The following is a 24,519-nucleotide window of genomic DNA, read 5'->3' on the forward strand; positions in this document are numbered from 1 at the left end:
CCGGACCCGGAGGTGGATACCGGATCCTGATCTGCCTGCTATGCTCGCGCTGCATGAGCGAGACGACCACCTCCCGATTACTTCGAGCGCAATGCTTCTCAAGACATCTGCTGCGATGGCTGGTGCTGATCCCGGCGCTGCTCGCCGGCTGCACGGACACAGCTGACAGCGCAGCGACCCTGCAACCGCCTGGAGAGTCCGCCGCAGGTGCGGGGTCAGAGTCCAGCACCTCTGCGACCGCAGAGGCGGCCACCTACATCGGCAGCACCGCCTGCGCGGACTGTCATGCCCGGGAGCATGCGGCCTGGTCAGGTTCCCATCACGATCTGGCATTGCAGATCAGCACACCGGAGACGGTGCTGGCCCCCTTCGACGATGAATTCAACGGCGTGCACTTCATCCAGGATGCTGACGGTTACACCATCCGGCCTGCTGTGGACGAGCCGCCACTGCCCGTGCGCTTCACCTTCGGAGTCGAGCCATTGCAGCAGTATGTGGTTGAGGCTGCAGACGGCCGCCTGCAGACTTTTCCAACACCCTGGGACAGCCGGCCCGAAAGTGCCGGCGGGCAGCGCTGGTACGAGCTCTATCCGGGTGCAAGCCCGCCTGGCGATCCCATGCACTGGAACGGACGCGCCAACAGCTGGAATGCCCAGTGTGCCGACTGCCATTCCACCGCTGTGCAGAAAAACTACGATCCGGAAGCCCGCGCCTACAGCACATCGTTTGAGGTTGAAGATGTGGGCTGCGAGGCCTGCCATGGCGCCGGATCGCTGCACGCTGCAACCCCTCAGGCGTACCCCCTCTCCGGCCTCGATCGTCAGGATGAACAGATCAATGTCTGCGCCCCGTGCCACTCCCGGCGCAGTCAGCTGGCCGAAGGCTTCACACCCGCCACGGACTTCTTCGATCACTACGCCCCCTCACTGCTGCGGGCGGGCCTCTACCATGTGGACGGGCAGATTCTCGACGAGGTTTATGAATACGGATCCTTCCTGCAGAGCCCCATGCATCGCGCCGGTGTGCAGTGCAGTCACTGTCATGAGCCGCACAGCGGCAAACTGAGATTTCCTGGCAACGCCGTCTGCACCCAGTGCCACCAGAGCTCAGGAAATGAGCAATTTCAAACACTTACAAAGAAAATCTACGACGATCCGTCGCACCACTTCCATGAAACGGACAGCGCGGGCGCGCGCTGTGTGTCCTGCCACATGCCGGCTGTCACCTACATGGGCGTCGACGAACGTCGGGATCACAGCTTCCGGCGCCCCCGCCCGGATCTGGCAGGGACCCTTGGTGTGCCTGACGTCTGCACCGGCTGCCATGAGGATCGCTCGCCGGGCTGGGCGGCAGCGGAAATCTCTGCGCGCTTCGGCCCCACCCGGGCCAGCCATTTCGCCGAAACTTTCGCCGCAGCGCAGCGCGGCGAATCCCAGGCGGGAGGAGAACTGGCCGCACTGGTCGCGGACACCACCCAGCCGATCATGGTGCGGGCCAGCGCGCTGGGCCTGCTCGGTCGCTACTCGCGGGGCTATGTGATCGACGCCATCAGCCTCTCCCGTTCCACAGAGCCTCTGCTGCGTTTCGCAGCCCCCCAGGCGGCGGCGAGTCTCAGTCCCCGGACCCGCTGGCGACTGATCTCTCCCCTGCTCGATGATGAATTGCGTGCAGTCAGGTATCAGGCGTTCAACAACCTGTTACCCATCGCCGGTGCGGATCCCGCTTATGCGGCGAGACTCAGAGCCTATCTGCCGACCTTTCTCTCGGAACAGGCTTTCAACCGGGATTTTCCGGAGACGCTCACCAACATCGCGGCTGCCGAGGTGGCGCTGGGGGATGCGGCGGCAGCGGAAGCGACCCTGAATGAAGCGCTTGCCCTGCAGCCGAGCTGGGTGCCCGGCTGGCTCAATCTCGCCGACCTGTACCGGGCGAGCGGCCGCGAAGCGCAGGCCGGCGGTGCTTACCAAGCCGCCCTGAAAATCGCGCCGGATTCCCCGGAGGCCAGCTTCGGTTACGGACTCTGGCTCACCCGCCAGGGTCGCAGCGCGGACAGCGTCGACTATCTGGCCAGAGCCGCCGCACTGGCGCCGGATACCCCGACCTACGGCTATGCCCATGCCCTCGCGCTGAGTGCGGCCGGTAACCCAGAGGGCACCATCGAACAACTCGAAGCACTGCTGGTGCGTTTTCCGGAGAACGAGGAAATCCTTTTCGCAGCAGCCACCACACTGCGTGATCAGGGACGCTTTCAGCAGGCGCTGGTCCATCTCGATCGTCTGCTGCAGCTGCGTCCGGACGATGAGCAGTTGCGACGCTTCCGCCAGCAGCTGGCGCAGCAGCCGACCCGCTGACCGGCCGGAAAGCCGGCCCGGTGATCGCTACCGGACGGGGTGCTGCGAATGAGGCAGCCGTCAGGTCCCGACAACGGCACCCTGTTCGAGCAGCTGGGCGATTTCCTCGGCCGTGTGGCCCAGGGCCCGAAGTATCTCGATCGAGTGTTCACCGACGGCCGGTGCACCCCCCGGCGCCCGTTTGGCAACCCCGCGCATCTCGATGGGACTCGCCACGGTCAAGCGGTAATCCGGGTCTTCGGACCCGGTTTCCACGACAACGCCCGCGGCCCGGGCCTGGGGATCTTCTATCACTTCGTCGAGATTCTGCACCACACTGAAGGTTACCTGCTCCGCTTCCAGACGGGCACGAACCTCAGCAAGACTCAGTGCCGCGAAAACGTCGGCCATCAGCGCCTTGAGTGCCAGTCGGTGGCGCATCAGGGTCCGGAAATCGGCGAAACGTTCATCGCCGAGCCATTGCTCCCGGTCCAGTGCACGGCACAAGCGCGGCCACTCCTTCATGACATTGATTACCGCAAGCAGAACATGGCGTCCATCACCGGTCGCGAAGACCGAAGTGAAGGGGTTCTGCAGCCCTTTCTCCTGGCGCAGACGGCCCAGATCGAATCCGGCGATCGCGCCCTGCACCTGCATGCCGTTCGCCCAGACACCATTGGCGAGCAGCGAGGTTTCCACAAAACAGTCTTCACCCGTGCGCTCACGCCGATACAGACCCAGCATGATGGCGCCGAACAGCGACATGGCACTGGAGTGATCGCCGAAGCCGGGCGCTCCCATCACCGGCGCCTGACCCTGATCCCGCACCAGGTCCATCATGCCGGTGCGCGCCCACCAGCCTGTGGAGTCGAAGCCGCGCTTGTCCGCTTCCGGACCGCGGCTGCCATAGGCAGACAGACGCGCAAAGATGATGCCGGGATTGAGCGTGCGTACCCGTTCGTAGTCGATACCGAACCGGGCAAGCTGATCATCGAAGTAGTTCACGACAAAGACATCGGCGTCGCCGAGGAGTTTCTGCAGTACTGCCTGCCCGGCAACCTGGGTGAGATCGATGGCGATGCTGCGCTTGTTGCGGGAGGTCAGCATCCAGTTGTAGTCCACCCGGTAGGGCGCGGAGAGGGTGCGATAGCCGTCACCGCCGGGTGGCTCCACCTTGATCACATCCGCGCCGTAATCACCCAGCACGGTCGCCGCACCCGGCCCGGCGAGGAAGGATGCGGCATCGATTACCTTCAGGCCTGTCAGCAGCTGGTCCATGAATGCCTCTCCTTAAACAGTACAGATCACAGCGGCGTCGGTGGTCTGATACCGTCTGCTTCCGCCCAGGGTAGCAGCGATTCGAAAACACCGGGATACAGTATCACTCCATCACGCAGCTGCCGGGTCCGTTTGCGCCAGGCACCCTGGCCGGGCACGCGCACCGGCTCATCTACCCGATCCGCCGGGCTTGCGGCGACGATCCCCACCAGATGATCCATCTGCCGCAGATAGTCTTCCCGGGGACCGAACGCCTCAGGATCCAGCACCTGCAGAAACACGCTGTTCTCTTCGGAATCGCCGCTGGAGTCGGCCCGGCCATGACCGGAAAGGGCCTGGGTGAGCGCTTCGGTCATGAGCGTGAGTGCATGGCCTTTGTGGCCATGGCCGGTGCCGCCGATCGGCATTACCGTACCCCCTGCCGCAAACACCTCGGGATCATCGCTGACCTGGCCGCCGGTGGATTTGAGCGCGGCCTCGGATAATCGCACACCCTCTTTTTGCGCACGGGCAACCCGTCCGCCGGCGGTTATCGCCATGCTGATATCAAACAGCAGCGGCTCGCGGGAGGTCGGCGCAGCGAAGGCGATAGGATTGTTGGAAAACAGCCGGCCGCTGCCACCGAAAGGACTCACATAAGTTTCATCCGGCGAACTGGCCATCACCAGGCCCACCAGACCGGTTTCGACGACCGGCACCAGAGCGGCCGCAAGACAGGCGATGTGCTGGCAGTGACGCAGCGTGAGCGTGAAGCTGCCGGTTGCCACCGCCCGGGACATCGCATGCTGCACGGCCAGATGCATGACCCAGGGTCCGGGCAGGCATCCGGCATCCCAGCAGGCGACCGCGGCACGTTCTGAAATCACAAGCGGGGCCACGTCGCTGCGGGTCAGGCCCTGCTCGAGCCACTCCAGGTTCGCCGGCACCCGGGCAAGCCCATGGGTGTCGAAACCCAGCAGATCCGCTTCGAGAAATCCCCGCGCCAGCACCTTCGCCTGCGCACCGGGAACCCCGTGATTTTCGAACAGCGCGGCGACGAATCCGGTGAGCTGGTCTGGGTCAAAGCGTGCGGGCATGGGCAGAGTCTAAACGGGCGGCTTGTAACAGCCCACCGCCGGTATACCCTGTCGGTCACCCTGTACCTACGGATCCGGAATGAAACGTTTTCTTACCCTGTTACTGCTCAGCCTGCTCGCCGGTTGCCAGTCCGCCTCGGTGGACGCTTACGACACCACCGTCATCACCGAATTCGACGAAGGCTGGGCGATGAGTTTTCTCCCCGACGGTCGTCTGCTGGTGACTGAAAAACCGGGACGTCTGCTCATCGTTACCCCGGAAGGTGTGAAATCCGCGCCTGTGAGCGGAATCCCCGAAGTCGATTACGGCGGTCAGGGCGGCCTGGGAGATGTGATTCTGCACCCAGAATTCACTCGTAACAGATTGATTTATATCAGCTATGCCGAAGCCGGCAACGGGGATGTACGCGGTGCCGCGGTCGCCCGGGGACGCCTGATTCCGGATGCGACCGGCGGCCGGCTCGAGGATCTCCAGGTGATCTGGCGCCAGGTACCCAAGGTTTCCGGGCGCGGTCATTACGGCCATCGCCTGGCCTTCTCCCCGGACGGTTACCTGTTCATCAGCTCAGGAGACCGGCAGAAATTCACTCCGGCCCAGGATCTCGAGCAGAATCTCGGCAAGATCCTCCGTCTGCACGATGACGGCACCGTGCCGGAGGACAATCCGTTCGCGGATGAGGGGGGAATCGCGGCGGAGGTCTGGAGCCTCGGGCATCGCAATCCCCTCGGCCTTGCCTTCGATGCACAGGGCCGATTGTGGAATCAGGAGATGGGACCCAGGCACGGCGACGAACTGAATCTGGTGCTGCGGGGAAAAAACTATGGCTACCCCATCGTCTCCAACGGCGACCACTACGACGGCAAAGACATTCCCGATCACCACACCCGCCCTGAGTTCGAAGCACCCCGGGTATTCTGGGTACCCGCCATCTCTCCGGCGGGACTGATGATCTATTCGGGCACACTGTTTCCCGACTGGCAGGGCAACGCCTTTCTCGGCGGGCTGTCTTCCGAAGCACTGGTCAGAGTCGCCATCGACGGCACTGACGCCCGGGAGGTGGAACGCTTCGCCATGGGCCGGCGCATCCGGGAAATCGAACAGGGACCGGACGGCGCAATCTGGGTGCTGGAAGATAAAGCCGGCGGGCGTCTCCTGAAACTGACCCCTGCCCGTGCGGACAGGTTGCAGTGAGCGAGCACCTGCGCTAATAAACACGCTGCACCCGCACCCAGGGGAGAATCATGGCCGCATTCGATCACCTCGACCCGTTGCCCGGAGACGACAACGACATCGCGAGTGCTCTGGAGGAGGCCCACATTCCCTCACTCATGTGCGCGCTGGTACACATCACCGGCGACGTCAGCCTGCTGCGCGGCGATATTCGACCGGACAACGGTTTCTTCGGCGACCCCCAGGGCAACATCACGCCGGAAGATCAGGCAACCGTACGCCGCCTGGCTTTCGATGCCCTGCGCGCCTATCGGGACAATGGCCACCAGATCCCGCCGGCACCGGACCCGGCCGCGGTGAGTGAGATGGTCAATTTCATGATCGGCCACGAAGTGTCATCGGACTACGGTGACTTCCTGCACGCCGAACTCATGCTCGACGGCGACGACCCTTATGCACCGCCGGACTTCGACGGCATCCCCGAGGCTGACCGCAGCAGTTTCAAGGTGGTCATCATCGGCGCGGGCATGTCGGGCATACTCGCAGCCATTCGCCTGCAGCAGGCGGGCATCTCCTACGAGATCGTCGAAAAACATCCCCAGGTTGCCGGCACCTGGTACCAGAACACCTATCCGGGCTGCCGGGTCGACAGCCCCAACCACATCTACTCCTACAGTTTCCGACCCAACGACTGGCCCCAGTTCTTTTCACGCCAGGAAGTTCTGCGTCAGTACTTCGATCAGTGTGCCGACGACTACGGCATCAAACCCCGGGTGCGATTCAACACCGAAGTGAAGCGCTGTATCTACAGCGATACCGACGGCACCTGGCAGGTGGAGGTGCAGGGCAAGGACGGACACACGGACACCCTCACAGCCAATGCCGTCATCAACGCCGTGGGCCAGCTCAACCGTCCGAAATGGCCGTCGATTCCCGGTCAGGATCGATTCAAGGGCATTTCCTTCCACTCCACCGAGTGGCAGCACCAGCACGATCTCAGCGGCAGGCGCATTCTCGTCATCGGCACCGGAGCAAGCGCATTCCAGTTCGCACCGGAAATCGCGAAAACGGCAGCCGAAGTCACCATCTTTCAGCGCACGGCCAACTGGATGGCGCCGGTGCCCGAATATCACGACGATGTCCCGGCAGGTAAACACTGGTGTCTCAACCATATCCCCTACTACGCCAAGTGGTTCCGCTTCGCGAGCTTCTGGCGTGCAGCGGAAGGCATTCTCGATGGCGTGGCAAAGGATCCCGCCTGGAACGATCAGGATCGCTCCGTGAGCGAGAAGAATGACGAAATCCGCCAGCTCTTCACCGAGTCACTCGAAGAACTCTGCGGCGACGACAAAGCCCTGCTGGCCAAGGTGGTTCCCGACTACCCGCCGGGGGCGAAACGGATTCTGTTCGACAACGGCAACTGGATCCGCGCACTGCGCAGAGACAATGTGCACCTGATCACCGATCAGATCAGCGAGATCACCGAGACCGGCGTGGTCATGGCAGACGGTACCCGGCATGAAGGCGATGTCATCATATACGGCACCGGCTTCCACGCCAGCCGCTTTCTCTGGCCGATGGAAATCAGGGGGCGTAACGGTCTGGATCTGCAGCAGCACTGGGACGGCGATCCGAGAGCCTATCTGGGAATCACCATACCGGGTTTTCCGAACCTGTTCTGCATGTATGGCCCGAACACCAACATCGTGGTGAACGGCAGCATCATTTTTTTCTCGGAATGCGAGGCCCGCTACATCCTCGGTTGCCTGAAGCTGCTGCTGGAGCGCAAAGGCCGGTCACTCGATTGCAGACAGGAAGTACATGATGCCTATAACAGGCGCATCGACGAAGGCAATCTGAACATGGCCTGGGGTGCTGCCAATGTGCCAACCTGGTACAAGAATGAGAAAGGCCGGGTGACCCAGAACTGGCCTTTTTCCCTGCTCGATTTCTGGCGTAACACGAGATCGCCCGATCCGGCGGACTTCGATTTCGCCTAAGCGGCGGATCAGTTCACTGACCGGTCCCTGCCCTCCCAGTAGGGTGCGCGCAGTTCCCGCTTGAGCACCTTCCCGGGTCCTGACTTCGGCAGCGGCTCGCTGCGCAGATCGATGCCTTTGGGCACTTTGTAACCGGCGATCTGCTGTCTGCAGAAGCTGATGATCTCTCTGGGATCGATGTTGCTGTGCTCTGCCCGGGGCACCACCACCGCCCACACGGCTTCACCCCACTTCTCATCCGGCACACCGAATGCGGCGGCCTCGAGCACCGCAGGATGCTGGTACAGCACTTCTTCGACTTCAGTGGAGTACACGTTTTCGCCACCGGAGACGATCATGTCCTTGCTGCGGTCTACAAGATAGAGATAGCCGTCGGCGTCCATATAGCCGAGATCGCCCGTCCAGTAGGCGCCGTCTTTCAGTACCGCGGCGGTCTGCTCGGGTTTGTTCCAGTAGCCCATCATCACATTCGCACCCCGCACCACCACTTCTCCGACCGACCCCGGTGCCACGGGTTCACCGTCCAGACTGAGGATGTCGATGAGATCGCCGGTGACGGGCTGCCCGCAGGAGCGCACGACGGGAGAATCGAGCAGCTTCTCTTCGCCCACCAGCACCGTGCACAGCGGGGAGAGTTCGGTGGCCCCATAGACTTCGACGAGTACCGCGGTGGGGAAAGCTTTGTGGGTGCGACGCAGCACTTCGGTGGCGATCGGTGAGCCGCCGTGGGCCATGATGCGCAGGCTGTCGACTTTCCTGGGACGCACAAGCTGCTCTTCCGCAATGGCAGCCAGCATGGTGGGCACTCCCAGAGTCTCGGTGATGCCGTGCTGCTCGATCAGATCCAGCGCCGTTGCTGGATCAAAAACCGCCAGGGGCACCTGGGTGCCTCCGGTCCAGATGTTGGCGAGAATACCGTTGGAACCCGCCGCGTGAAACATGGGCGCCATCACCAGAACCTTCTCATCCCGGGTCTGTGGCACTGCCACCATGAACTGAAAAGTATTGGCGATCAGATTGCGGTGGCTGAGCATCACCCCTTTGGACTTCCCCGTGGTGCCTCCGGTGTAAAACAGCCCGGCGAGATCGCTCTCCACCACACCGGCCCCCGGATCCATGGGTTCGCCCTTGTTCAGCAATCCCTCATAGCCATCCGGGATCCTCACAACCTGTTCCACCACACCCGCCAGGCCACCCGGATCCCGGTCAGTGATGAGTACCCGCGCGCCGGAGTCTTCCAGCGCATATTTGAGTTCGGGAGCCGCATGGCGGGTGTTCAGCGGTACCACCACGAAACCTGCGGCGGGCACCCCGACATAGGTCTCGATGTAGCGATGGCCGTTTGCCGCAAGAATGGCCACGCGATCACCCCGCTGCAGACCGAGCGCGCGCAGACCACCGGTGAGTGCGCGAACACGCTCGTGCAGCTCTTCGTAGGTAATCGATCGGTCACCATCGATCACCGCCACTTTATCCGCTGCGATTCTGAGTGCTGCCTGCAGGGGTACTGCGAATGTATGCATCGTTCTCTCCTCCCGGTTGGCAGGAGTGTCGCTCGAATGGGAATGCCAGGCAAACCCACCCGAAACCCGGGAGAGTGTTTGCCAGCACCTCACCGGTCGCCTAGCATCGCCGCCCATGTTGCGCATTCTGAAAATCTACCTGCTGCCCGGCGCCATCCTGCAGTCCGTGAATATCGGTGGCGGCTACGGCACCGGCCGGGAACTGGTGGAGTTCTTCACCCGCTTCGGCATGGGCAACGGCTTTGCCGGGATGATTCTCGCCACAGCGGCGATGTCCATCGTGTTTGCCGCCACCCTGGCGGTAGCACAGCGCTACACCGCCTACGACTACCGTACCTTCTTCAAGCTGCTGCTGGGCAGGGGCTGGTTTCTGTTCGAAATTCTCAGCGTGCTGATATTCATTGTGGTACTCGCCGTGATCGGCGCGGCGGCGGGCAGCATCATCGAAGCGGAACTCGGACTGCCTGCCATTTTCGGCGGTGTCTTCATGCTCGGTGCAGTGGTGGCACTCAACTACTTCGGCCGGGACTGGGTGACCCGGATACTGGCTTCCTGGAGTCTGCTGCTGTACGCGGTATTCATCGCCTATTTCCTTGCGGTGATGAATCTCCATCCGGTTGGCGAGATCATCCCGACCTTCAGCTTCGACTGGCGCGCCGACTGGGTGGTGGGCGGCTTTCAGTATGCGTTCTACAACGTCTCCGGCATCCCCATCATCCTTTATTCGGCCCGTGCGATTGAGTCCCGCAATCAGGCCATATCGGCCGGTCTCATCGGCGGGCTGGTGGCCATGATTCCCGCCATGCTGTTTCATCTGAGCTTCGCTGGTGCATACCCGGGCATACTCGATCAGGCGCTGCCCGTGTATTCGATCTTCGCCGAACTCTCCCTGCCCGTGCTGCAGACGGCTTATCTGGTCGTGCTGTTCGGCACCTTCATCGAAACCGGCGCAGGCAACATACAGGGATTCATCGAGCGGCTGGATACCTGGTGGCGCGAGCGTCGAGGCGTCGTGCTCGGGCGCGGTCATCACGCGGTGATTGCCGGCACGATCCTGTTACTTTCAGGCACTCTGTCCTCGGTCGGCATCGTCGATCTGATCGCCTCGGGTTACGGCACCCTGGCCTGGGGCTTCCTGTTCGTCTATCTGCTGCCGCTTTTCACCGTGGGGCTATGGCGCCTGCGCGTGGTCCGGCAGCTGGACTGATGGATGGGTACGATCTGCGCGAATCCTCAGATCGGGGCAGCAGTCGGCGTAAATTCCTAGTACATTCGGACCGCACGCAAACCTCACTTCCGGCAGATTCATGAACCCTGCATTCGGCGACATCCGTATCATCGACTTCACCCAGGTACTGGCAGGACCTTTTGCCACCCAGCAACTGGCCCTGCTGGGTGCCGATGTCATCAAGATCGAGCAACCCGAGATCGGCGACCAGACCCGGGGGCTGATGAACGACCGGGAAGACCGCAGTGCGGGGATGTCGCCGTCCTTCCTGAGCTGCAACCTGGGCAAGCGCAGCATCACCCTGAATCTGAAATCTCCCGAGGCGAAGCTCATTGTGGAGCGGCTGGTTTCCGGCGCTGACGTGGTGGTGGAGAATTTCCGGGCCGGGGTGATGGACAAGCTCGGTTTCGGCTACGAGGCGCTGCGCCGGATTCGCCCCGATCTCATTTACTGCGCAATCTCGGGTTACGGTCAGTCCGGTCCGAAAGCGGCAGTGCCCGCCTACGATGGCGCCATTCAGGCGGATTCCGGAATGATGGCAATCACCGGCTATCCGGAAACCGGCCCCACCCGCACCGGTTATATGCCGGTGGACATGGCCACCGCACTCAACAGCGCCTTCGCCATCGCAACCGCCCTCTATCGCCGCCGCACCACCGGACTCGGTCAGTTCCTCGATGTCGCGATGATGGATACCGCCATAGTGCTGCAGACAGCCCAGGTCAGTAACTATCTGGTCAACGGAGTCGTGCCGGAACTGCTCGGCAACCGCTCGCCAACCGGTCAGCCCACCGCGAATGCATTCAGAACCGCGGATGGCTTCATGAATGTACTGGCCCTGCGCGACGGTCAGGTTGCGGCACTGTTCCGCTGCATCGGCCGGGAAGATGCACTGAGCGATCCGCGTTTCGCTTCCGGTCCGGCACGGGTAAAGCACTATGAGGCAACACGCACGCTGATTGCCGACGCACTGGTCGGTGATACCACATCGGCATGGCTGGATGTATTCGCCACCGCCAATGTCCCGGCCGCGTCGATCCGCGCTTATCCCGAGGTGCTCGCTGATGCGCAGTTTGCGCACCGCGGTGCCTTCATCGACTTTCCGGATCCAACCGGCACTCGGGGCAGTGTGAAACTGGTCCGCTCCGGATGGATTGCGGACGACGACGGACCGGCGACGAAACTGCCGCCACCGCGCCTGGGCGAGCACACGGATTCGGTACTGCAGGAAATCGGTTTCGACGAAGCGCAGATCCGCGCCTTCCGGACCAGCGGCGCAATCTGACAGCTCTGCCATGAGCGCTCTCACGACAGGCGCCGCCGTCAGGCAGGGTATCCGGGGCGAACTGCTGGCCCTGTTCCGGCTCGGCGCTCCCATGGCCGCCACCCAGTTCTGCATCATGGCGATGGGCTTTCTCGACGTGGCCATGGCCGGACACTACAGCTCCACCGATCTCGCCGGTGTTGCCCTCGGCAGCAACGTGCTGTGGCCGGTGATGATGTTCTTTGCCGGACTCAACATGGCGCTGACCCCGATCATCGCCCAGCTGCGCGGCAGAGGTGAACTGGCAGCCACCGGTGCGAAGATCCGTCAGGGACTGTGGCTCGCTGTGTTCGTATCGGTGTTGTGCATCCTGCTGGTGGTAAATGCGGACCCGATATTCGTCTGGGCAGACGCAGACCCGGCCGCTGCGGCGGTCGCCGGGCGCTATCTCAGTGCGGTGGCCTGGGGAGTGCCTGCGATGCTGCTCTACGTGACTCTGCGCCACAGCAGCGAAGGTCTCGGCCGGACGCTGCCACCGATGATCATCGCCGGCACTGCGCTGCCACTCAACGCGCTGCTCAACTATGCCTTCATCTATGGTGAATTCGGCGCACCGGAGCTGGGCGGCGAAGGCTGTGCCTGGGCAACCGCCATTGTGCTGTGGTTCGAACTGGCACTCATGAGCCTGCTGCTGCGGGCCCGCTATTTCCGGGAAACCGGTGTACTCAGCCACCTCGAACCACCGAGCCTGACGGCTTTTCTGTCCATCCTCAAAATCGGCCTGCCGATCGCGGTAACCGTCTTCCTCGAGATGACCGTGTTTTCGGTGATGACTTTCCTCATCGCATCCCTGGGTGTGACAGCTATTGCCGCACACTCGATTGCCGGTAACGTCGGCTGGGCGACCTACGTGCTGCCCATGTCGCTGGGTGCGGCCGCGAGCATTCGCGTCGGTTACTTTGTCGGAGCAAATCAGTTCGGCGCAGCCCGTCACGTGGCGGTGGTGGCCTTCGGCGTTTCTCTGGTCTACGCGCTGATCGTCAGCGCGATCCTGGTGCTGGCCCGCCATGAAATCATCAGCGTCTACACCTCCGATCCTGCGGTGGCGGCCCTGGCCTCCTCAGTGCTGCTGCTGATTGCCATCTATCAGATCGTCGACGACACCCAGGGCACTCTGGTCGGCGCACTGCGCGGTTACAAGGACACCCGGATACCCATGCTGTTTTTCATTCTCGGCTACTGGGCAGTTTCGCTGCCGCTGGGTGCAGTACTGGGTTTCGGCCTGCTGGGATTCGAGCCCATGGGAGTGATCGGATTCTGGACAGGCATGACCATCGGACTGGGACTGGTGGCGCTGTGCATGGGTTGGCGACTGCGCTCCACCAGCAGCAACGTCGAGAGGATTACGCGCTTTTCGCATATGTGAAACAGTCCGGAGGTTGATCTCGCTTGGCTGCTGCTCGGAGAGAGCTGTCTTCGGAGCGAAGTTCGTGGCTGGGGTGGATCCGGGACAGAGCTGTGAGACCAGACCAGCGTATCGACTCCATGCACGACTCGCCCACAATGCAGGATTCGCAGATCCGCTTCTACAGACGCAGGACTACTCCGATCACCAGGCGGAAGCGCGATCAAGAAGTTCGGAGAGATGTACCAGGCGTGAGCGAGGACGGGCGAACCCGGGCCGTGTAGCGAGGCCGAGTAAGGCTATTTGACTCGCGGGCTTCCCGCGAGGCAAATAGCTGCGCGAGGGAACAGCGGAGCTGTCGAGCGAGGCCCGGGTTAGCCCGTCCTCGCTCACGCCCGGATCAACTTCCGTCCGGGCCCCTTGCCCGATCTCTGCTGACCGTTCGGCAGCAGTAAATCAGCGACGGTTACTGTTCAGCCGTCGATCCGTTCAATAATGGTGCCGGTCCCAAGTCCACCACCACAGCACATCGCCACCAGCCCGTAGCGTCCGCCCGTGCGCTCGAGTTCATGCAGTGCCGTGGTCAGCAGCCGCGCACCGGTGGAACCGGTGGGATGACCCAGCGCGATTGCACCACCATTGGGATTCACCTTCTCCGGATCCGGATGCAGCGCCTTCTCCCAGGCGAGTACGACCGAGGCAAACGCTTCGTTGACTTCGAAAACATCGATGTCGTCCACGCTGAGACCTGTCTGAGCGAGCACTTTCTGGGTTGCCGGAATCGGTCCTTTCAGCATGGTGACCGGATCCACTCCCACCAGCGTGGTGGCGATGATCTTCGCCCGGGGTTTCAGACCCAGTTCTTTTACCGCCCTGGCATTGGCCACGATGACGACTGCGGCCCCATCGGATACCTGGGAGCTGGTGCCGGCGGTGTGGAGTTCCTGCCCGGCAACCGGCTGCAGGCCGGCGAGGGATTCCAGGGTGGTCGCACGCAGCCCTTCATCCCTTGAAATCGTCCGCATCTTACCTGTGGGTTTACCCTCGGCGTCGAGTTCGGGTGCCTCAATCGGGGCAATCTCCCGATCAAATCGGCCCTCCTCCCACGCCCGGATTGCCCGCTCCTGTGAACGCAGACCGAAAGCGTCCGTATCCGCGCGGGTGATCTGATATTCCTCGGCGATCATCGCCGCACCCATGAACTGACTGGTGGGCTGGTAGTGGGACATGTAACTGGCACCCATGGGCACCCCGTCTTTCATGTTCGAGCCCAGTGGCACCCGGGACATCATTTCCACGCCACAGGCCATGGCGATGTCTTCCATACCGGAGGCCACCATGGCTGCTGCCAGGGAGGTCGCCTGCTGGCTGGAGCCGCACTGGGAATCCACAGTGGTAGCGGCAACCTCTTCCGGCAGGCCCTGGGAAAGCCAGGCGATGCGCGCAATGTTGAAAGACTGCTCGCCCACCTGGGAGACGCAGCCGCCGATGATCTGACCGATCTTCTCCGCGGGAATGCCACTGCGCTCCAGTGCCGCGCGCTGCACCGCGCCGAGCAGATCTGCCGGCATCAGGCCGGCCAGACCTTTGCCGCGCTTACCGATCGGACTGCGGACGGCTTCGATGATGTATACGTCTTCCATGGGAACCTCTGTTGAACAAACGATTGAAAAATGAGCCGGCTATTGTAGCGGTTCGGGCGCCGGTCTCAATTCACGCCACTCAGATCCACCCGTACCAGCTGGCGTGTCAGTTCATCCGCGGCGTAGAGTCGCTCTCCGGCGACCACGATGTCATTGAATATCATCGAAGGCGGCTGGGCTTCTGATGCCGCCGGTGATCCGGCACCCAGTGTGACCAGCACCCGCGGGTTACCGGAATCGAGAACCAGAACCCGACCACTCTCCCCCTCCCGGACCAGCAGTCTGCCCCGCCAGAGTGCGAGACCCTCTGGTGCTGCCAGGCCCTCGGCGACAACAACCGGTTCGATTGCCCTGCCATCGTCAGCGATCCTCAGGACCCGACCCTCGGCCCGATCGCTGACCCAGAGGGAACGGCCGTCCGTGCACAGCGCGGTCGGCGCGCTCAGGCCGCTGGCGTAAACCGTGCTGCCCGCGGTACCCATGCTGCGCACCTCGCCTGCCGCATGCTCGGCAACCACCAGTTCGCCCTGATAACGCACCGTACTCACCGGCAGACGCAGATTGTCGTGCCGTTCCAGGGTCTTCTCCGCAACCGGATCCCAGACACGCACGCTGTTTTCCGTCCAGGAGGTGAGGATCAGATTGGCACCATCGGCAGTCAGACTGGTCAACGATCCCAGCGCACCAACGCCCAGAACATTGCGCTGGGTAAAGACCGGTGTACCGTCTTCCACGCTGAAGCCCCGCAGTGCATGCAGATCGGCGACCGCAACCAGGTTGCCCCGCGCGCGCTCGAGCAGGGCGACCCCGCCCGGATGCGCCATGCCTGAGGGTGCCAGGGCCCTGGGTGTGCCATCCGCCTCGATCCGCCAGACCGCGCCGTCCGCGAAGCTGGATACAAACAGGCGATCTGCCGCATCGAAGGCCAGATTGTCGAGTCCCGGTTCAAGGTCGGCGACGATGGTCTGTCTGCTGTCTTCGATACGAACGACTGCACCTGCCATGGTATCCAGCACATGGAGCACGCCCCTGGAGTCGAATTTCACCGCTGCAGGTACTTCCAGTCCGGTTGCTTCGATACGCCGCTCACCGGTGTCCACGTCAAAACTGACTACCTGCTGCTGAAACCAGCGCGGCCCGTAGAGCCTGCCGTCCGGCCCCCAGTCCATGCCGTTGAGACCGCAGCCGGGACCCAGATCGTCCGCGATCAGGCGTGCCGGGGTGAGGCCGCGCGGATCTACTTCGTAGAGCTTGTCATCAAAGAAGCACTGGGAAACGAAAAGCCTGTCGTCATCCGAGAAGGTCAGCGGATTAACCCCGGGGGTAAGCCGCGCCGCGGTGATCCTTGTGCCATTGGCGGTCATGCCGGCAACTTCGCCGGTGAGGATCGAGGTCCAGTAGTAATCACCCTGGCTGTTAAAGGCGATGTCGTCTGGGCCATCCACCCCATCGGAGCGGCGCTCGAGAATCCTGCCGCTGTCCGGATCCATCACCACCAGTTCTGATCCGATCACCGAGGCGATGAACAGCCGGCCGTCCGGGGCGAATGCTATCCCGTTGGCGCCGGAAATAGCCGCACCCCTGGCCAGCACCACCACCTCGGCCTTCGCGTCATCGGTAGTCGTACCCGGTTCCGCCGCGCCCGTTTGCCGCGACAGATCTTCCCCGGAATCACGCTCGCTGCCACAGCCCGTGAGCAGTCCCGATACGGCGATCAGAAACACTACAGCCTTCATCGCTAATCCTCTCAGTGCCCGGGCGATGCTAGGGAACCTCTGAGCAAGTAGCAACGCCTAGGCGCGTCGCCCCGACACTCCGGCTTCTCTGACTCCGGAAAAACCGGAAGTCCAGCTCAGTGCACAACTCGTTTATCATCGATTACGGGAAACAGGGGAATGGCATATGGCATTACGCACACTCAGCGTCGTCGGTCTGTGGCTGTCTGCTGCACTCTGCGCCGCTGCGAGCGGCGAGCAGCGGGAAACAGACATCGAATGGGGCGCTTATGGCGCGGGTCCCGGTGGCGGAAAATTCTCACCCGCCACTCAGATCGATGCGGACAACGTGGGCCGACTGCAGGTCGCCTGGCAGCACCGATCGGGCGACTACCGCGAAGCCGAGCTGATTGAACTGACGGAAAGGGTCGATGCAGACCAGGTACGACCTACGACCTTCATGACTACGCCGATCATGGTCAACGATACCCTTTATTACTGCACACCATTCAACCGCATATTTGCACTCGATGCCCAGACCGGTGCTGAAAAATGGTCATTCGACCCGAAAGTGAACATCGATGTAGAGGGCCTCACGAACTGCCGGGGCGTGAGTTCCTGGCAGAACCCCATCCCCAGCGGGGCAGCCTGCGACCACCGGATCATCATGGGTACGCTGGACGCACGCATCGTCGCCGTCGACGGCGCAACCGGCAAACGCTGTGAGGATTTCGCCGGAGGGGGCGACATCGAACTGAGTGCCGGGCTGACAGAACACACCGCCTCGGAATACAGCATCACCAGCCCACCCGCCATCATCGGACAAACACTCGTCACCGGCGCATACGTCGCCGACAGTCAGCGTAACGACATACCCTCCGGCGTGGTGCGCGCCTACGACGTCGTGACCGGCGCATTCCGCTGGGGCTGGAACCCGGTACCCCCAGGCAGTGCAGCAATCGCCGAGGACGGTACCTATGTCAGTGGCACCACCAATGTCTGGTCGATCATATCGGTGGATCCTGAACTCGGCCTCATTTATGTTCCCACCGGAAATTCCTCACCCGACTATTACGGCGGGGACCGCAAGGGCGATCTGGATCACTACTCGAGTTCGGTGGTGGCACTGGATGCACAATCCGGCAGGGTGGTCTGGCACTACCAGTTCGTACATCACGACATCTGGGACTACGACACCCCGGCGCAACCCACCCTCGCCGATCTCACCATAGACGGCAAACTGCAGAAAGCACTGGTGCAGGTCACCAAGATGGGAATGACCTTCGTGCTCGATCGACGCACGGGCATCCCCCTGTTTCCGGTCGAAGAGCGGCCGGTGCCACAGGACGGTGCCGTACCCGGTGAGTACCTGAGCCCTACCCAGCCCTTCCCGGTCAAGCCCGAACCCCTCCATGCGCTGCGCTTCGGACCGGAAGATGCCTGGGGTTTCACATTTCTCGATAGGGGCAGCTGTCGCAGGCAGATCGAGAAACTGCAAACCGGACCCATCTACACCCCGCCCAGCCTGGCAGGCACCGTCTACTACCCTTCCCCTCTGGGAGGCAACAACTGGGGTGCCCCGGCACTGGATCCACAACGACAGATTCTCGTTGCCAACACCAAACATATGGCATTCACCGTGCGTCTCATTCCCCGGGCGATCTGTCCCGAGAACGTCTGGCCCCAGCTGGGCTCACCCTACTGTGTCCAGCTCGAGCCCCTGGTTTCGCCACTGGGTGCACCCTGCAGCCCCCCACCCTGGAGCACGCTCGCGGCCATTGACCTGTCGAACGGCGATATTCTCTGGCAGGTGCCATTCGGCACACTCGAAGAAACAGCACCCTGGCCGGTCTCCCGGATGAAGGGCGGTATCGAAATGGGCGGACCGATGGTCACCGGTGGCGGTCTGGTGTTCATCGGAGCTGCCAGCGACCGTTATATGCGTGCGTTCGACATCAGCACCGGCGAGGAAGTCTGGCGTGACAAACTGCCGACAACGGCCAATGCGGTCCCCATGAGCTACAGCTCGGGCGGGCGTCAGTTCGTGGTGGTGGCTGCCGGTGGACACTGGACCAGCGATGCGCCCGCCGCCGACTACCTGATCGCCTATGCCCTCGAAGAGGCGGTCGAACGATAACCCGGTGAAAACAGACCGCGGGAGCGCCACATGGCAATCGTCGGCACCGCAAAGACGGCCGCCGCAATCAGCCCCGCCGTCCAGCCCTGCCCTCTGGGATCAAGCAGATTCCAGACCAGCATGCTGATACAGATCTGCGCCAGGTAAACGGCCCCCCAGGGCCACATCCAGACACGCATGTGCCAGATGCCCCAGGCTCCTGCCCCATAGATGAGCCAGTGCAGGGGCGCGGTGAGTTTGGCCGGCCAGCCGTGCAGGGTGATACCGAACCAGACCTCCTCGTCAACGGCCACCGGCTTGAGAAAGAGATCGAATGGCATATACAGGAAGGTCATATACAGGCAGAAAAGACCGATCAGGTTGAGCCACCAGGGCCGCCGTGCCCACTCACCGGCCGCATCATCACGCAGTTTCATCAGATCCATTTACCCGCTGTCTCCCCATAAGCCTGGCTTGAGAATAACCCACGGCCCTCTATGATGCAGGCAGGCCAATCCACCGAGTACCTCCCGCATGACCGATGATCCCTGGAAAATATTTGACCTCGACGCAATCAAGTCCCGGCTCACAGGCAAGAGTGTGGAGTACAAGGAATTTCTGCGGGTGCCGGCACTCTCCTGCGGCGTCTACCATCTGGCAGCCGGCTCCAAGGACATGCAGAGTCCCCACGATGAGGACGAGGTCTACTACGTGGTCGAAGGCCGCGCCAACGTGAAGATCGCGGATGAGCTCAAATCGGTGAGCGCAGGCAGTGTGATCTACGTGCGTGCGACCGAGACACACAGCTTCTTCGAAATTGAGGAGGACATGACACTGCTGGTCTTTTTCGCCGCCGCCGTCTGACCCGCACCGACCGGATCCCGGTTGTCGGCCTAATCGTGAGCGATCGGTTTATCCGTGAAAAGGAAATCACGCAACTCATGATCAAAGGCAGGATCCTTTCTGCGGATCCACTCCAGCACCATGGCGGCGTGCTCCTTCTCTTCGTCCCGGTTGTGCGCAAGTATGGCCTTGAGTTCCTTGTCCTTACACGCATCAACCCGCTGGTTGTACCAGTCCACCGCTTCCAGTTCCTCCATCAGCGACGTGATTGCACGATGCATGTCCCGGGTCTCATCGGACAGCTCGTTGATGGGTTCATGGTAGCCTTCATTCGCCATTATCAATTCTCCACTGCGGCAGGTTTCATCCCGCCGAAATACTGATCTCTTTATCGGTAATGAACTCGAGCAGTGCCGGTTGTCCGCCCCGGGTGACTTCGATTCCCCGGTTGATGGCACTGCGGATATCCGCAGGATTTGTTATCCGCTCGCCATAGCCGCCGAAGGCTTTGGCCATGTCCGCATAGTTGCCGGAAATGTCCGTGCTGCGATACTTCTCGGTAGAGACTTTCATGATTGGCAGCTCGATGGCCATCGAGAAATTGTTGAGCAGGATCGACAGTATGGGAATCCGCTCCCGCACCGCAGTCTCAAAATCCATACCGGTGAAGCCGATGGCGGCATCACCCCACACGTTGATACAGAGCTTTTCCGGCCGTGCCAGTTTCGCTCCCATGGCGAGACCCAGGCCGTAACCGAGCTGAGTCGTCTTGCCCCAGCCGATGTAGGACAGGGGTGTGGTGCTCGACCAGAACGGCGTGAGCTGATCCCGTGGGCTGCCCGCGTCATGGGTGATGATCGTCTCGTCCCTGTCCACGGTGTGCTGCAGATCCCACAGCACCCGGTAGGGATTGATCGGTGCGGTGTCGCAGGTCAGCTTCGGCATCCATTCGGCCAGCCACTCCTCCCGCAGCGCGGCAATCTGCTGACCGACACCTCTGCGTGCGTCCGCCGTCTTCCGGGGGTGCCCGCTCATCGCATCGGTAAGTGCTGCCAGCGTCAGTTTGGCATCACCGATCAGGGCGTGCTGCGCGGGGACATCCTTGTTGAGATCCATGGGATCCAGAGTGGCGTGGATGATGGTCTTGCCCCGTGGCATCGCCACACCGAAAGCGGTCAGCGCGAAGCTGCAGCCGATGCCGAGAATCACGTCCGCATCTTCGAGGAAACGTTTCACCGGCCGCGGATTCGCACGCCCGCCACTGCCGAGAGACAGGGGATGGTTTTCCGGAAACGCACTCTTGCCTTCCAGGCTGGTGGTCACCGGAATATTCCAGGCCTCGGCCAGCGCCTTGAGCTCAGTCCAGGCCTCGGCATAGTGCACGCCCTGTCCGGCATAGATCACCGGCCGCTGCGCAGCCGCCAGGACTGCCGCCGCTTTCTCCACGTCAACCGGATCCGGGGCCGAACGGGCAGCATACGCCGGTTCATGCTGCCAGCCATCGAGTACCTCTTCAGCGAACACATCCAGCGGCACCTCCACCAGCACCGGCCCGGGACGACCGTTGCGCAACTGAAAGAAGGCGCGCCGCATGATCTCGGGCAGCGCCTTGCCCATGGTCACCGGCTCTGCCCACTTGGTGACATGCTGCATGTTGAGGGTGGAATTGAAATTCGGGTAGTAGTGGGCCAGCCGCCGGGGATAACCGGCGGGCAGCACCAGGATGGGTGACGACTCGGAATAGGCCTGGGCGACACCGCCGAAGGCGTTCTCCGCACCAGGCCCGTGCTGCATGGCAAACACACCGATCTTCTTACCCGACGACAGGCGCGAATAGGCATCCGCCATGTGCAGGCCCACCCGTTCCTGACGCACGATCACCGTGCGGATGTCGGCCATCGCACAGGTTTCGATCAGCGGATTCACCGGGTAGGCGAAGAGCACGTCCACCCCTTCCCGCTTCAGCGCGTGGGCAATGCCCTCACCTACATTCATGGTGCATGCTCCGGTCAGGCGGTGGCGTTGAAGTACTCGCTGGATGTCGCGGCGGCGACGTAGTTTTCCTTCAGCTGGTCGTAGTTCTGAATATCGGCGTTCACACAGTCGAGGCCGTGTTCGAGCACATAGGCGTAGCTGCGCTGGAAGGACGACAGCTTCGCCTGCAGCAGCGCACCCTGATAGTGCCCGTCAAAGGCGTCCGCATTGCCGCCACCGAGAAAACCGCGACCGGCAATGTAGCGGGCGGCCTTCATTCCGATCATACCGATACCGGCTGCCCGGGCCCGATCGAGCAGGGGTCGCAGTTCCACCATGCTCGGCGTACCAGGCAGCAGCTTTTTGGTCTCCCAGTCATACCAGCCGCCGGGGGTGATGGCGATCATCGCCAGGTCGTACCAGCCGGTTTCGATGGCCTTTTCGAGCACCGCATGGGCATTCTGGTGTGTGCTCAGTCCGAAGAAGCGCGCCTTACCGGCAGCTTTCGCAGACTGGAACGCCCGATAAATCTCTTCACTGCCGATCACCCGGACATTGTTGGAACCCATCAGATAATAGGCGTCCACCTGCTCTACCCCGAGTTCACTCAGACTTTCATCGAGCATGGACAGCCAGCCCTTTGCCGCCGCCTGTGCATCGGCGACGCTGAAATCGTCATCCGGCTGTACCTGTTCCGGAATGAAGGATTTCGAGATCAGGAAAATATTCTTGCGATTGGCGGCGAGGAAATTCTTGAGATTGCGTTCCGCCATGTCGTAGTAGCGGCTGGTGCCCACATCGAAGACATTGATGCCTGCCTCCAGCGCGGTGTTGAGCAGTCTGTCGTTGGGGCGCCGCATCAGCGCTGCACCACAGCCGTAGATCAGACGGCTGGCTTCGAAGCCCGTTCTGCCCAGGGTCCGGTAGCGCATTTCCGGCCAGGGCAGCGCAACGGATTCCTTCGCATCGAACACCGCGGCGCGGACATCACCCGAGCGCATGAGCGTCTGGGCACCGATACCGACAGCAGCCGCGTATTGAAAGAAGCGTCGTCGGCTGGTGCCGGTGACAGGCGACCGACTGTCCTGACTGAAATCCTGATCCATGGTCTCCCTCCCGAATTGAACCTCGGGGGATTCTACCCCGATTAGTGCGATCTTGGAGAGGCGCGTCTCATCGCGACGGTAACCGCTCGCTGCGATCGCCGTCCCGGAACTCGATGGCCAGGGAGTAATAGCCCGCAGTGTGCAATTCGAGGGTCAGGGTCTGATTCCCCCGATTTTCCCAGAACCAGCCGTGAATGCCCGGAAACAGCGCAAGATAGGTGCCCGCAGCCGCGCTGGCGCGGCCCTTCTCAAAACTCTCTGCATAACCGGCTTCCGCCCCGTCCGGCTCCGCGTGCAGTTCGTAGACCAGCTCACCTGTGGCAGTCCAGTCGAACAGCATGGCGGCGTCCTGCTCCAGTCGGTACTTGTATTCCACCGACTCGAAAGGCGCGAGTTCGAAGCGCATGTGATCCTGCCGATAGCCTTCCTCCGCACCGATCACCGCCGCAGGACCCGTTCTCGACAATCCGAGCAGTCCCAGGGCTTCACCGGTACCGAGGGGATCCACCCCATATTCCGCGGGCAGCACCAGGGTGAACAGTACCACCACCGCCACGACGAACGACGCCAGTGTCGCCTTCCAGAGTCGCCGCGCGGGTGCGGCACTCACGACTCCAGCACCAGACCACCGAGCTGATAGCCGGCCAGCAGGAAACCGCAGGTCATCAGTACCGCGTTTGCGGCAAACGCCTGACGTTCGAAGCCTGCACCCGAACGCCAGCGCATGAGCAGCAGGAGTATCAGCGCCAGTGCCGCGAGCTGACCGAGCTCAACCCCAACATTGAAACTGACCATGTTGGTGATCAGTCCGTTTGAAGTCAGGGTGAGATCCTGCAGTTTTGTCGCCAGCCCAAGCCCATGACACAGGCCGAAGAGGCCGACTGCAGCCCGGGTGTCCGGCTTCCAGCGGCCAAGTCTGTCGAAACCGCCCATGTTTTCGAACGCCTTGTAGACTACGGACAGACCGATCACCGCATCGATGAGATAGGCGTTGACCTGCCATCCCGCCAGCACACCGCCGAGCAGCGTAATGCTGTGACCGAGGGTGAACAGCGACACATACAGAACGATGTCTTTCGCTTCGCGCAGGAAGAACACCACACCGATCAGAAACAGCAGGTGGTCATAGCCGGTAACCATGTGCTTGGCGCCGAGATACAGGAAGGGCACGATCGCCGGACCGTTGAGCGCTTCGACGAAACTCGCGTTACTGGCAGAGAGATTGTGCGCCAGCGCATCCACAGACAGCGCCAGCAGCACCATCGTCCCGAATGCCCGCAGGAGCGCGCGCAAGGTCGCGCGCAAGGTCGCGGGCAGGATCACTGGCGGGATCACAGGCTCCCTATTCGCCCTGATCACCGTCCGGATACACGTACAACTGATGGCAGGCCACGCAGATGTTGTAGAGGTGGCCACCGAGTTCGAAGATCGCGTCGGCGTCTTTGTTTTCCGCTGCAGCCACCAGCTCCATGCCTTTGGCGGTCAATCCCTGGGAGATTTCGTTCCAGTCAGCGCCTGCCCGGGCATGACCCGGCATCATGAGCAGATTGCCCGCTTCGGCAATCGTGGCGGCCGCGTTCCGTACCGCGTCCCAGTCTTCCTGGGTGGTAGGCCGCAGATCCCGCTCTCCCTCCAGGGTGGATACCACGCCCGCGGAACCCCAGATCACATCCGCCTGGGGATCCAGCACCCAGTTCATGAACTGCTTGCTGTCGGTGACGGCCCGGTACGGCACCTGTACCTGCGGTTCGGCACAGCCGCCCAGCAGTCCAACCAAAAAAACGCCGGCAATGACCGTGCCCAGGGCTCTGTTCCATCGTCTTTCCACGCGCTTGCTCTCCAGGGCT

At 62.1% G+C, this 24,519-nt stretch carries 20 protein-coding genes; 8 read left to right on the plus strand and 12 right to left on the minus strand.

Going from position 1 to position 24,519, the window contains the following annotated elements:
- Nucleotides 1-53 precede the first annotated feature (53 nt).
- Entirely contained in the window at nucleotides 54-2,351 is a 2,298-nt protein-coding gene (locus tag R3E82_07905; GenBank protein ID MEZ5550795.1) for a tetratricopeptide repeat protein, read from the plus strand.
- Between the two features lie 60 nt (nucleotides 2,352-2,411).
- Here R3E82_07905 and R3E82_07910 read toward each other — a convergent pair whose 3' ends face one another.
- Nucleotides 2,412-3,608, minus strand: a complete 1,197-nt coding sequence (locus R3E82_07910) for a CoA transferase (protein MEZ5550796.1) — start codon at nucleotides 3,606-3,608, stop codon at nucleotides 2,412-2,414.
- A gap of 26 nt (nucleotides 3,609-3,634) precedes the next feature.
- Nucleotides 3,635-4,684, minus strand: coding sequence for an Ldh family oxidoreductase (locus R3E82_07915; GenBank protein MEZ5550797.1), 1,050 nt, complete (start codon nucleotides 4,682-4,684; stop codon nucleotides 3,635-3,637).
- 79 nt (nucleotides 4,685-4,763) lie between these two features.
- Between R3E82_07915 and R3E82_07920 the strand changes: the two genes are divergently transcribed.
- The gene (locus R3E82_07920) at nucleotides 4,764-5,876 is read left to right on the plus strand and encodes a PQQ-dependent sugar dehydrogenase (protein ID MEZ5550798.1); all 1,113 of its coding nucleotides are present in this window, start codon (nucleotides 4,764-4,766) and stop codon (nucleotides 5,874-5,876) included.
- Between the two features lie 50 nt (nucleotides 5,877-5,926).
- Nucleotides 5,927-7,855, plus strand: coding sequence for an NAD(P)/FAD-dependent oxidoreductase (locus R3E82_07925; protein MEZ5550799.1), 1,929 nt, complete (start codon nucleotides 5,927-5,929; stop codon nucleotides 7,853-7,855).
- A gap of 8 nt (nucleotides 7,856-7,863) precedes the next feature.
- Here R3E82_07925 and R3E82_07930 read toward each other — a convergent pair whose 3' ends face one another.
- The gene (locus tag R3E82_07930) at nucleotides 7,864-9,378 is read right to left on the minus strand and encodes an AMP-binding protein (GenBank protein ID MEZ5550800.1); all 1,515 of its coding nucleotides are present in this window, start codon (nucleotides 9,376-9,378) and stop codon (nucleotides 7,864-7,866) included.
- A 115-nt stretch (nucleotides 9,379-9,493) separates the two neighbouring features.
- On the opposite strand from R3E82_07930, the gene R3E82_07935 reads away from it, so the two are divergent.
- The 3 genes from R3E82_07935 to R3E82_07945 all read left to right on the plus strand — a co-directional run bounded on the left by R3E82_07935 (nucleotide 9,494) and on the right by R3E82_07945 (nucleotide 13,296).
- Nucleotides 9,494-10,585, plus strand: a complete 1,092-nt coding sequence (locus R3E82_07935; protein ID MEZ5550801.1) for a hypothetical protein — start codon at nucleotides 9,494-9,496, stop codon at nucleotides 10,583-10,585.
- A 100-nt stretch (nucleotides 10,586-10,685) separates the two neighbouring features.
- A complete protein-coding gene (locus tag R3E82_07940) occupies nucleotides 10,686-11,891 on the plus strand; it encodes a CoA transferase (protein ID MEZ5550802.1) in 1,206 nt (401 codons plus the stop codon).
- A 10-nt stretch (nucleotides 11,892-11,901) separates the two neighbouring features.
- Nucleotides 11,902-13,296 carry an MATE family efflux transporter gene (locus R3E82_07945; GenBank protein MEZ5550803.1) on the plus strand — a complete coding sequence of 465 codons (1,395 nt, stop codon included), beginning with the start codon at nucleotides 11,902-11,904 and terminating at the stop codon, nucleotides 13,294-13,296.
- Between the two features lie 452 nt (nucleotides 13,297-13,748).
- Here the strand turns inward: R3E82_07945 and R3E82_07950 are convergent, their stop codons facing one another.
- Together R3E82_07950 and R3E82_07955 are read right to left on the minus strand one after the other, a co-directional pair.
- The gene (locus tag R3E82_07950; protein ID MEZ5550804.1) at nucleotides 13,749-14,918 is read right to left on the minus strand and encodes a steroid 3-ketoacyl-CoA thiolase; all 1,170 of its coding nucleotides are present in this window, start codon (nucleotides 14,916-14,918) and stop codon (nucleotides 13,749-13,751) included.
- 65 nt (nucleotides 14,919-14,983) lie between these two features.
- Nucleotides 14,984-16,654, minus strand: coding sequence for a hypothetical protein (locus R3E82_07955; protein MEZ5550805.1), 1,671 nt, complete (start codon nucleotides 16,652-16,654; stop codon nucleotides 14,984-14,986).
- 166 nt (nucleotides 16,655-16,820) lie between these two features.
- Here R3E82_07955 and R3E82_07960 point away from each other — a divergent pair, with 166 nt between their 5' ends.
- Complete coding sequence (locus R3E82_07960) at nucleotides 16,821-18,770, plus strand: pyrroloquinoline quinone-dependent dehydrogenase (protein ID MEZ5550806.1); 1,950 nt, start codon at nucleotides 16,821-16,823, stop codon at nucleotides 18,768-18,770.
- Here R3E82_07960 and R3E82_07965 read toward each other — a convergent pair.
- The gene (locus R3E82_07965) at nucleotides 18,740-19,195 is read right to left on the minus strand and encodes a hypothetical protein (GenBank protein MEZ5550807.1); all 456 of its coding nucleotides are present in this window, start codon (nucleotides 19,193-19,195) and stop codon (nucleotides 18,740-18,742) included. The two genes, R3E82_07960 and R3E82_07965, sit on opposite strands and share 31 nt — an antisense overlap.
- An 88-nt stretch (nucleotides 19,196-19,283) precedes the next feature.
- Between R3E82_07965 and R3E82_07970 the strand changes: the two genes are divergently transcribed.
- Entirely contained in the window at nucleotides 19,284-19,613 is a 330-nt protein-coding gene (locus tag R3E82_07970; GenBank protein MEZ5550808.1) for a cupin domain-containing protein, read from the plus strand.
- Nucleotides 19,614-19,642: 29 nt separating this feature from the next.
- Here the strand turns inward: R3E82_07970 and R3E82_07975 are convergent, their stop codons facing one another.
- The 6 genes from R3E82_07975 to R3E82_08000 form a co-directional block, all read right to left on the minus strand.
- On the minus strand, nucleotides 19,643-19,930 hold the full coding sequence (locus tag R3E82_07975) for a ferritin-like domain-containing protein (protein ID MEZ5550809.1): 288 nt from the start codon (nucleotides 19,928-19,930) through the stop codon (nucleotides 19,643-19,645).
- Nucleotides 19,931-19,955: 25 nt separating this feature from the next.
- On the minus strand, nucleotides 19,956-21,695 hold the full coding sequence (locus tag R3E82_07980) for a thiamine pyrophosphate-requiring protein (protein MEZ5550810.1): 1,740 nt from the start codon (nucleotides 21,693-21,695) through the stop codon (nucleotides 19,956-19,958).
- The gene (locus R3E82_07985; GenBank protein ID MEZ5550811.1) at nucleotides 21,602-22,672 is read right to left on the minus strand and encodes an aldo/keto reductase; all 1,071 of its coding nucleotides are present in this window, start codon (nucleotides 22,670-22,672) and stop codon (nucleotides 21,602-21,604) included. The genes R3E82_07980 and R3E82_07985 overlap by 94 nt, the downstream gene beginning before the upstream one ends.
- A gap of 67 nt (nucleotides 22,673-22,739) precedes the next feature.
- Complete coding sequence (locus tag R3E82_07990; protein MEZ5550812.1) at nucleotides 22,740-23,282, minus strand: hypothetical protein; 543 nt, start codon at nucleotides 23,280-23,282, stop codon at nucleotides 22,740-22,742.
- Nucleotides 23,279-23,995, minus strand: a complete 717-nt coding sequence (locus tag R3E82_07995; GenBank protein MEZ5550813.1) for a HupE/UreJ family protein — start codon at nucleotides 23,993-23,995, stop codon at nucleotides 23,279-23,281. The genes R3E82_07990 and R3E82_07995 overlap by 4 nt, the downstream gene beginning before the upstream one ends.
- 19 nt (nucleotides 23,996-24,014) lie before the next feature.
- Nucleotides 24,015-24,500, minus strand: coding sequence for a hypothetical protein (locus R3E82_08000; protein ID MEZ5550814.1), 486 nt, complete (start codon nucleotides 24,498-24,500; stop codon nucleotides 24,015-24,017).
- Between the last annotated feature and the right edge of the window lie 19 nt (nucleotides 24,501-24,519).

The organism is Pseudomonadales bacterium (assembly GCA_041395945.1).
In the GTDB taxonomy this organism is placed as follows: Bacteria; Pseudomonadota; Gammaproteobacteria; order Pseudomonadales; family Azotimanducaceae; genus SZUA-309.

Excerpts from the sequence above, each read along its gene's own strand:
- R3E82_07915 (MEZ5550797.1), bottom strand. The coding sequence starts at position 4,684 with ATGCCCGCACGCTTTGACCCAGACCAGCTCACCGGATTCGTCGCCGCG.
- R3E82_07945 (MEZ5550803.1), top strand. The coding sequence starts at position 11,902 with ATGAGCGCTCTCACGACAGGCGCCGCCGTCAGGCAGGGTATCCGGGGC.
- R3E82_07950 (MEZ5550804.1), bottom strand. The coding sequence starts at position 14,918 with ATGGAAGACGTATACATCATCGAAGCCGTCCGCAGTCCGATCGGTAAG.
- R3E82_07930 (MEZ5550800.1), bottom strand. The coding sequence starts at position 9,378 with ATGCATACATTCGCAGTACCCCTGCAGGCAGCACTCAGAATCGCAGCG.
- R3E82_07935 (MEZ5550801.1), top strand. The coding sequence starts at position 9,494 with ATGTTGCGCATTCTGAAAATCTACCTGCTGCCCGGCGCCATCCTGCAG.
- R3E82_07955 (MEZ5550805.1), bottom strand. The coding sequence starts at position 16,654 with ATGAAGGCTGTAGTGTTTCTGATCGCCGTATCGGGACTGCTCACGGGC.
- R3E82_07965 (MEZ5550807.1), bottom strand. The coding sequence starts at position 19,195 with ATGGATCTGATGAAACTGCGTGATGATGCGGCCGGTGAGTGGGCACGG.
- R3E82_07940 (MEZ5550802.1), top strand. The coding sequence starts at position 10,686 with ATGAACCCTGCATTCGGCGACATCCGTATCATCGACTTCACCCAGGTA.
- R3E82_07960 (MEZ5550806.1), top strand. The coding sequence starts at position 16,821 with ATGGCATTACGCACACTCAGCGTCGTCGGTCTGTGGCTGTCTGCTGCA.
- R3E82_07910 (MEZ5550796.1), bottom strand. The coding sequence starts at position 3,608 with ATGGACCAGCTGCTGACAGGCCTGAAGGTAATCGATGCCGCATCCTTC.
- R3E82_07905 (MEZ5550795.1), top strand. The coding sequence starts at position 54 with ATGAGCGAGACGACCACCTCCCGATTACTTCGAGCGCAATGCTTCTCA.
- R3E82_07920 (MEZ5550798.1), top strand. The coding sequence starts at position 4,764 with ATGAAACGTTTTCTTACCCTGTTACTGCTCAGCCTGCTCGCCGGTTGC.
- R3E82_07985 (MEZ5550811.1), bottom strand. The coding sequence starts at position 22,672 with ATGGATCAGGATTTCAGTCAGGACAGTCGGTCGCCTGTCACCGGCACC.
- R3E82_07975 (MEZ5550809.1), bottom strand. The coding sequence starts at position 19,930 with ATGGCGAATGAAGGCTACCATGAACCCATCAACGAGCTGTCCGATGAG.
- R3E82_07970 (MEZ5550808.1), top strand. The coding sequence starts at position 19,284 with ATGACCGATGATCCCTGGAAAATATTTGACCTCGACGCAATCAAGTCC.
- R3E82_07925 (MEZ5550799.1), top strand. The coding sequence starts at position 5,927 with ATGGCCGCATTCGATCACCTCGACCCGTTGCCCGGAGACGACAACGAC.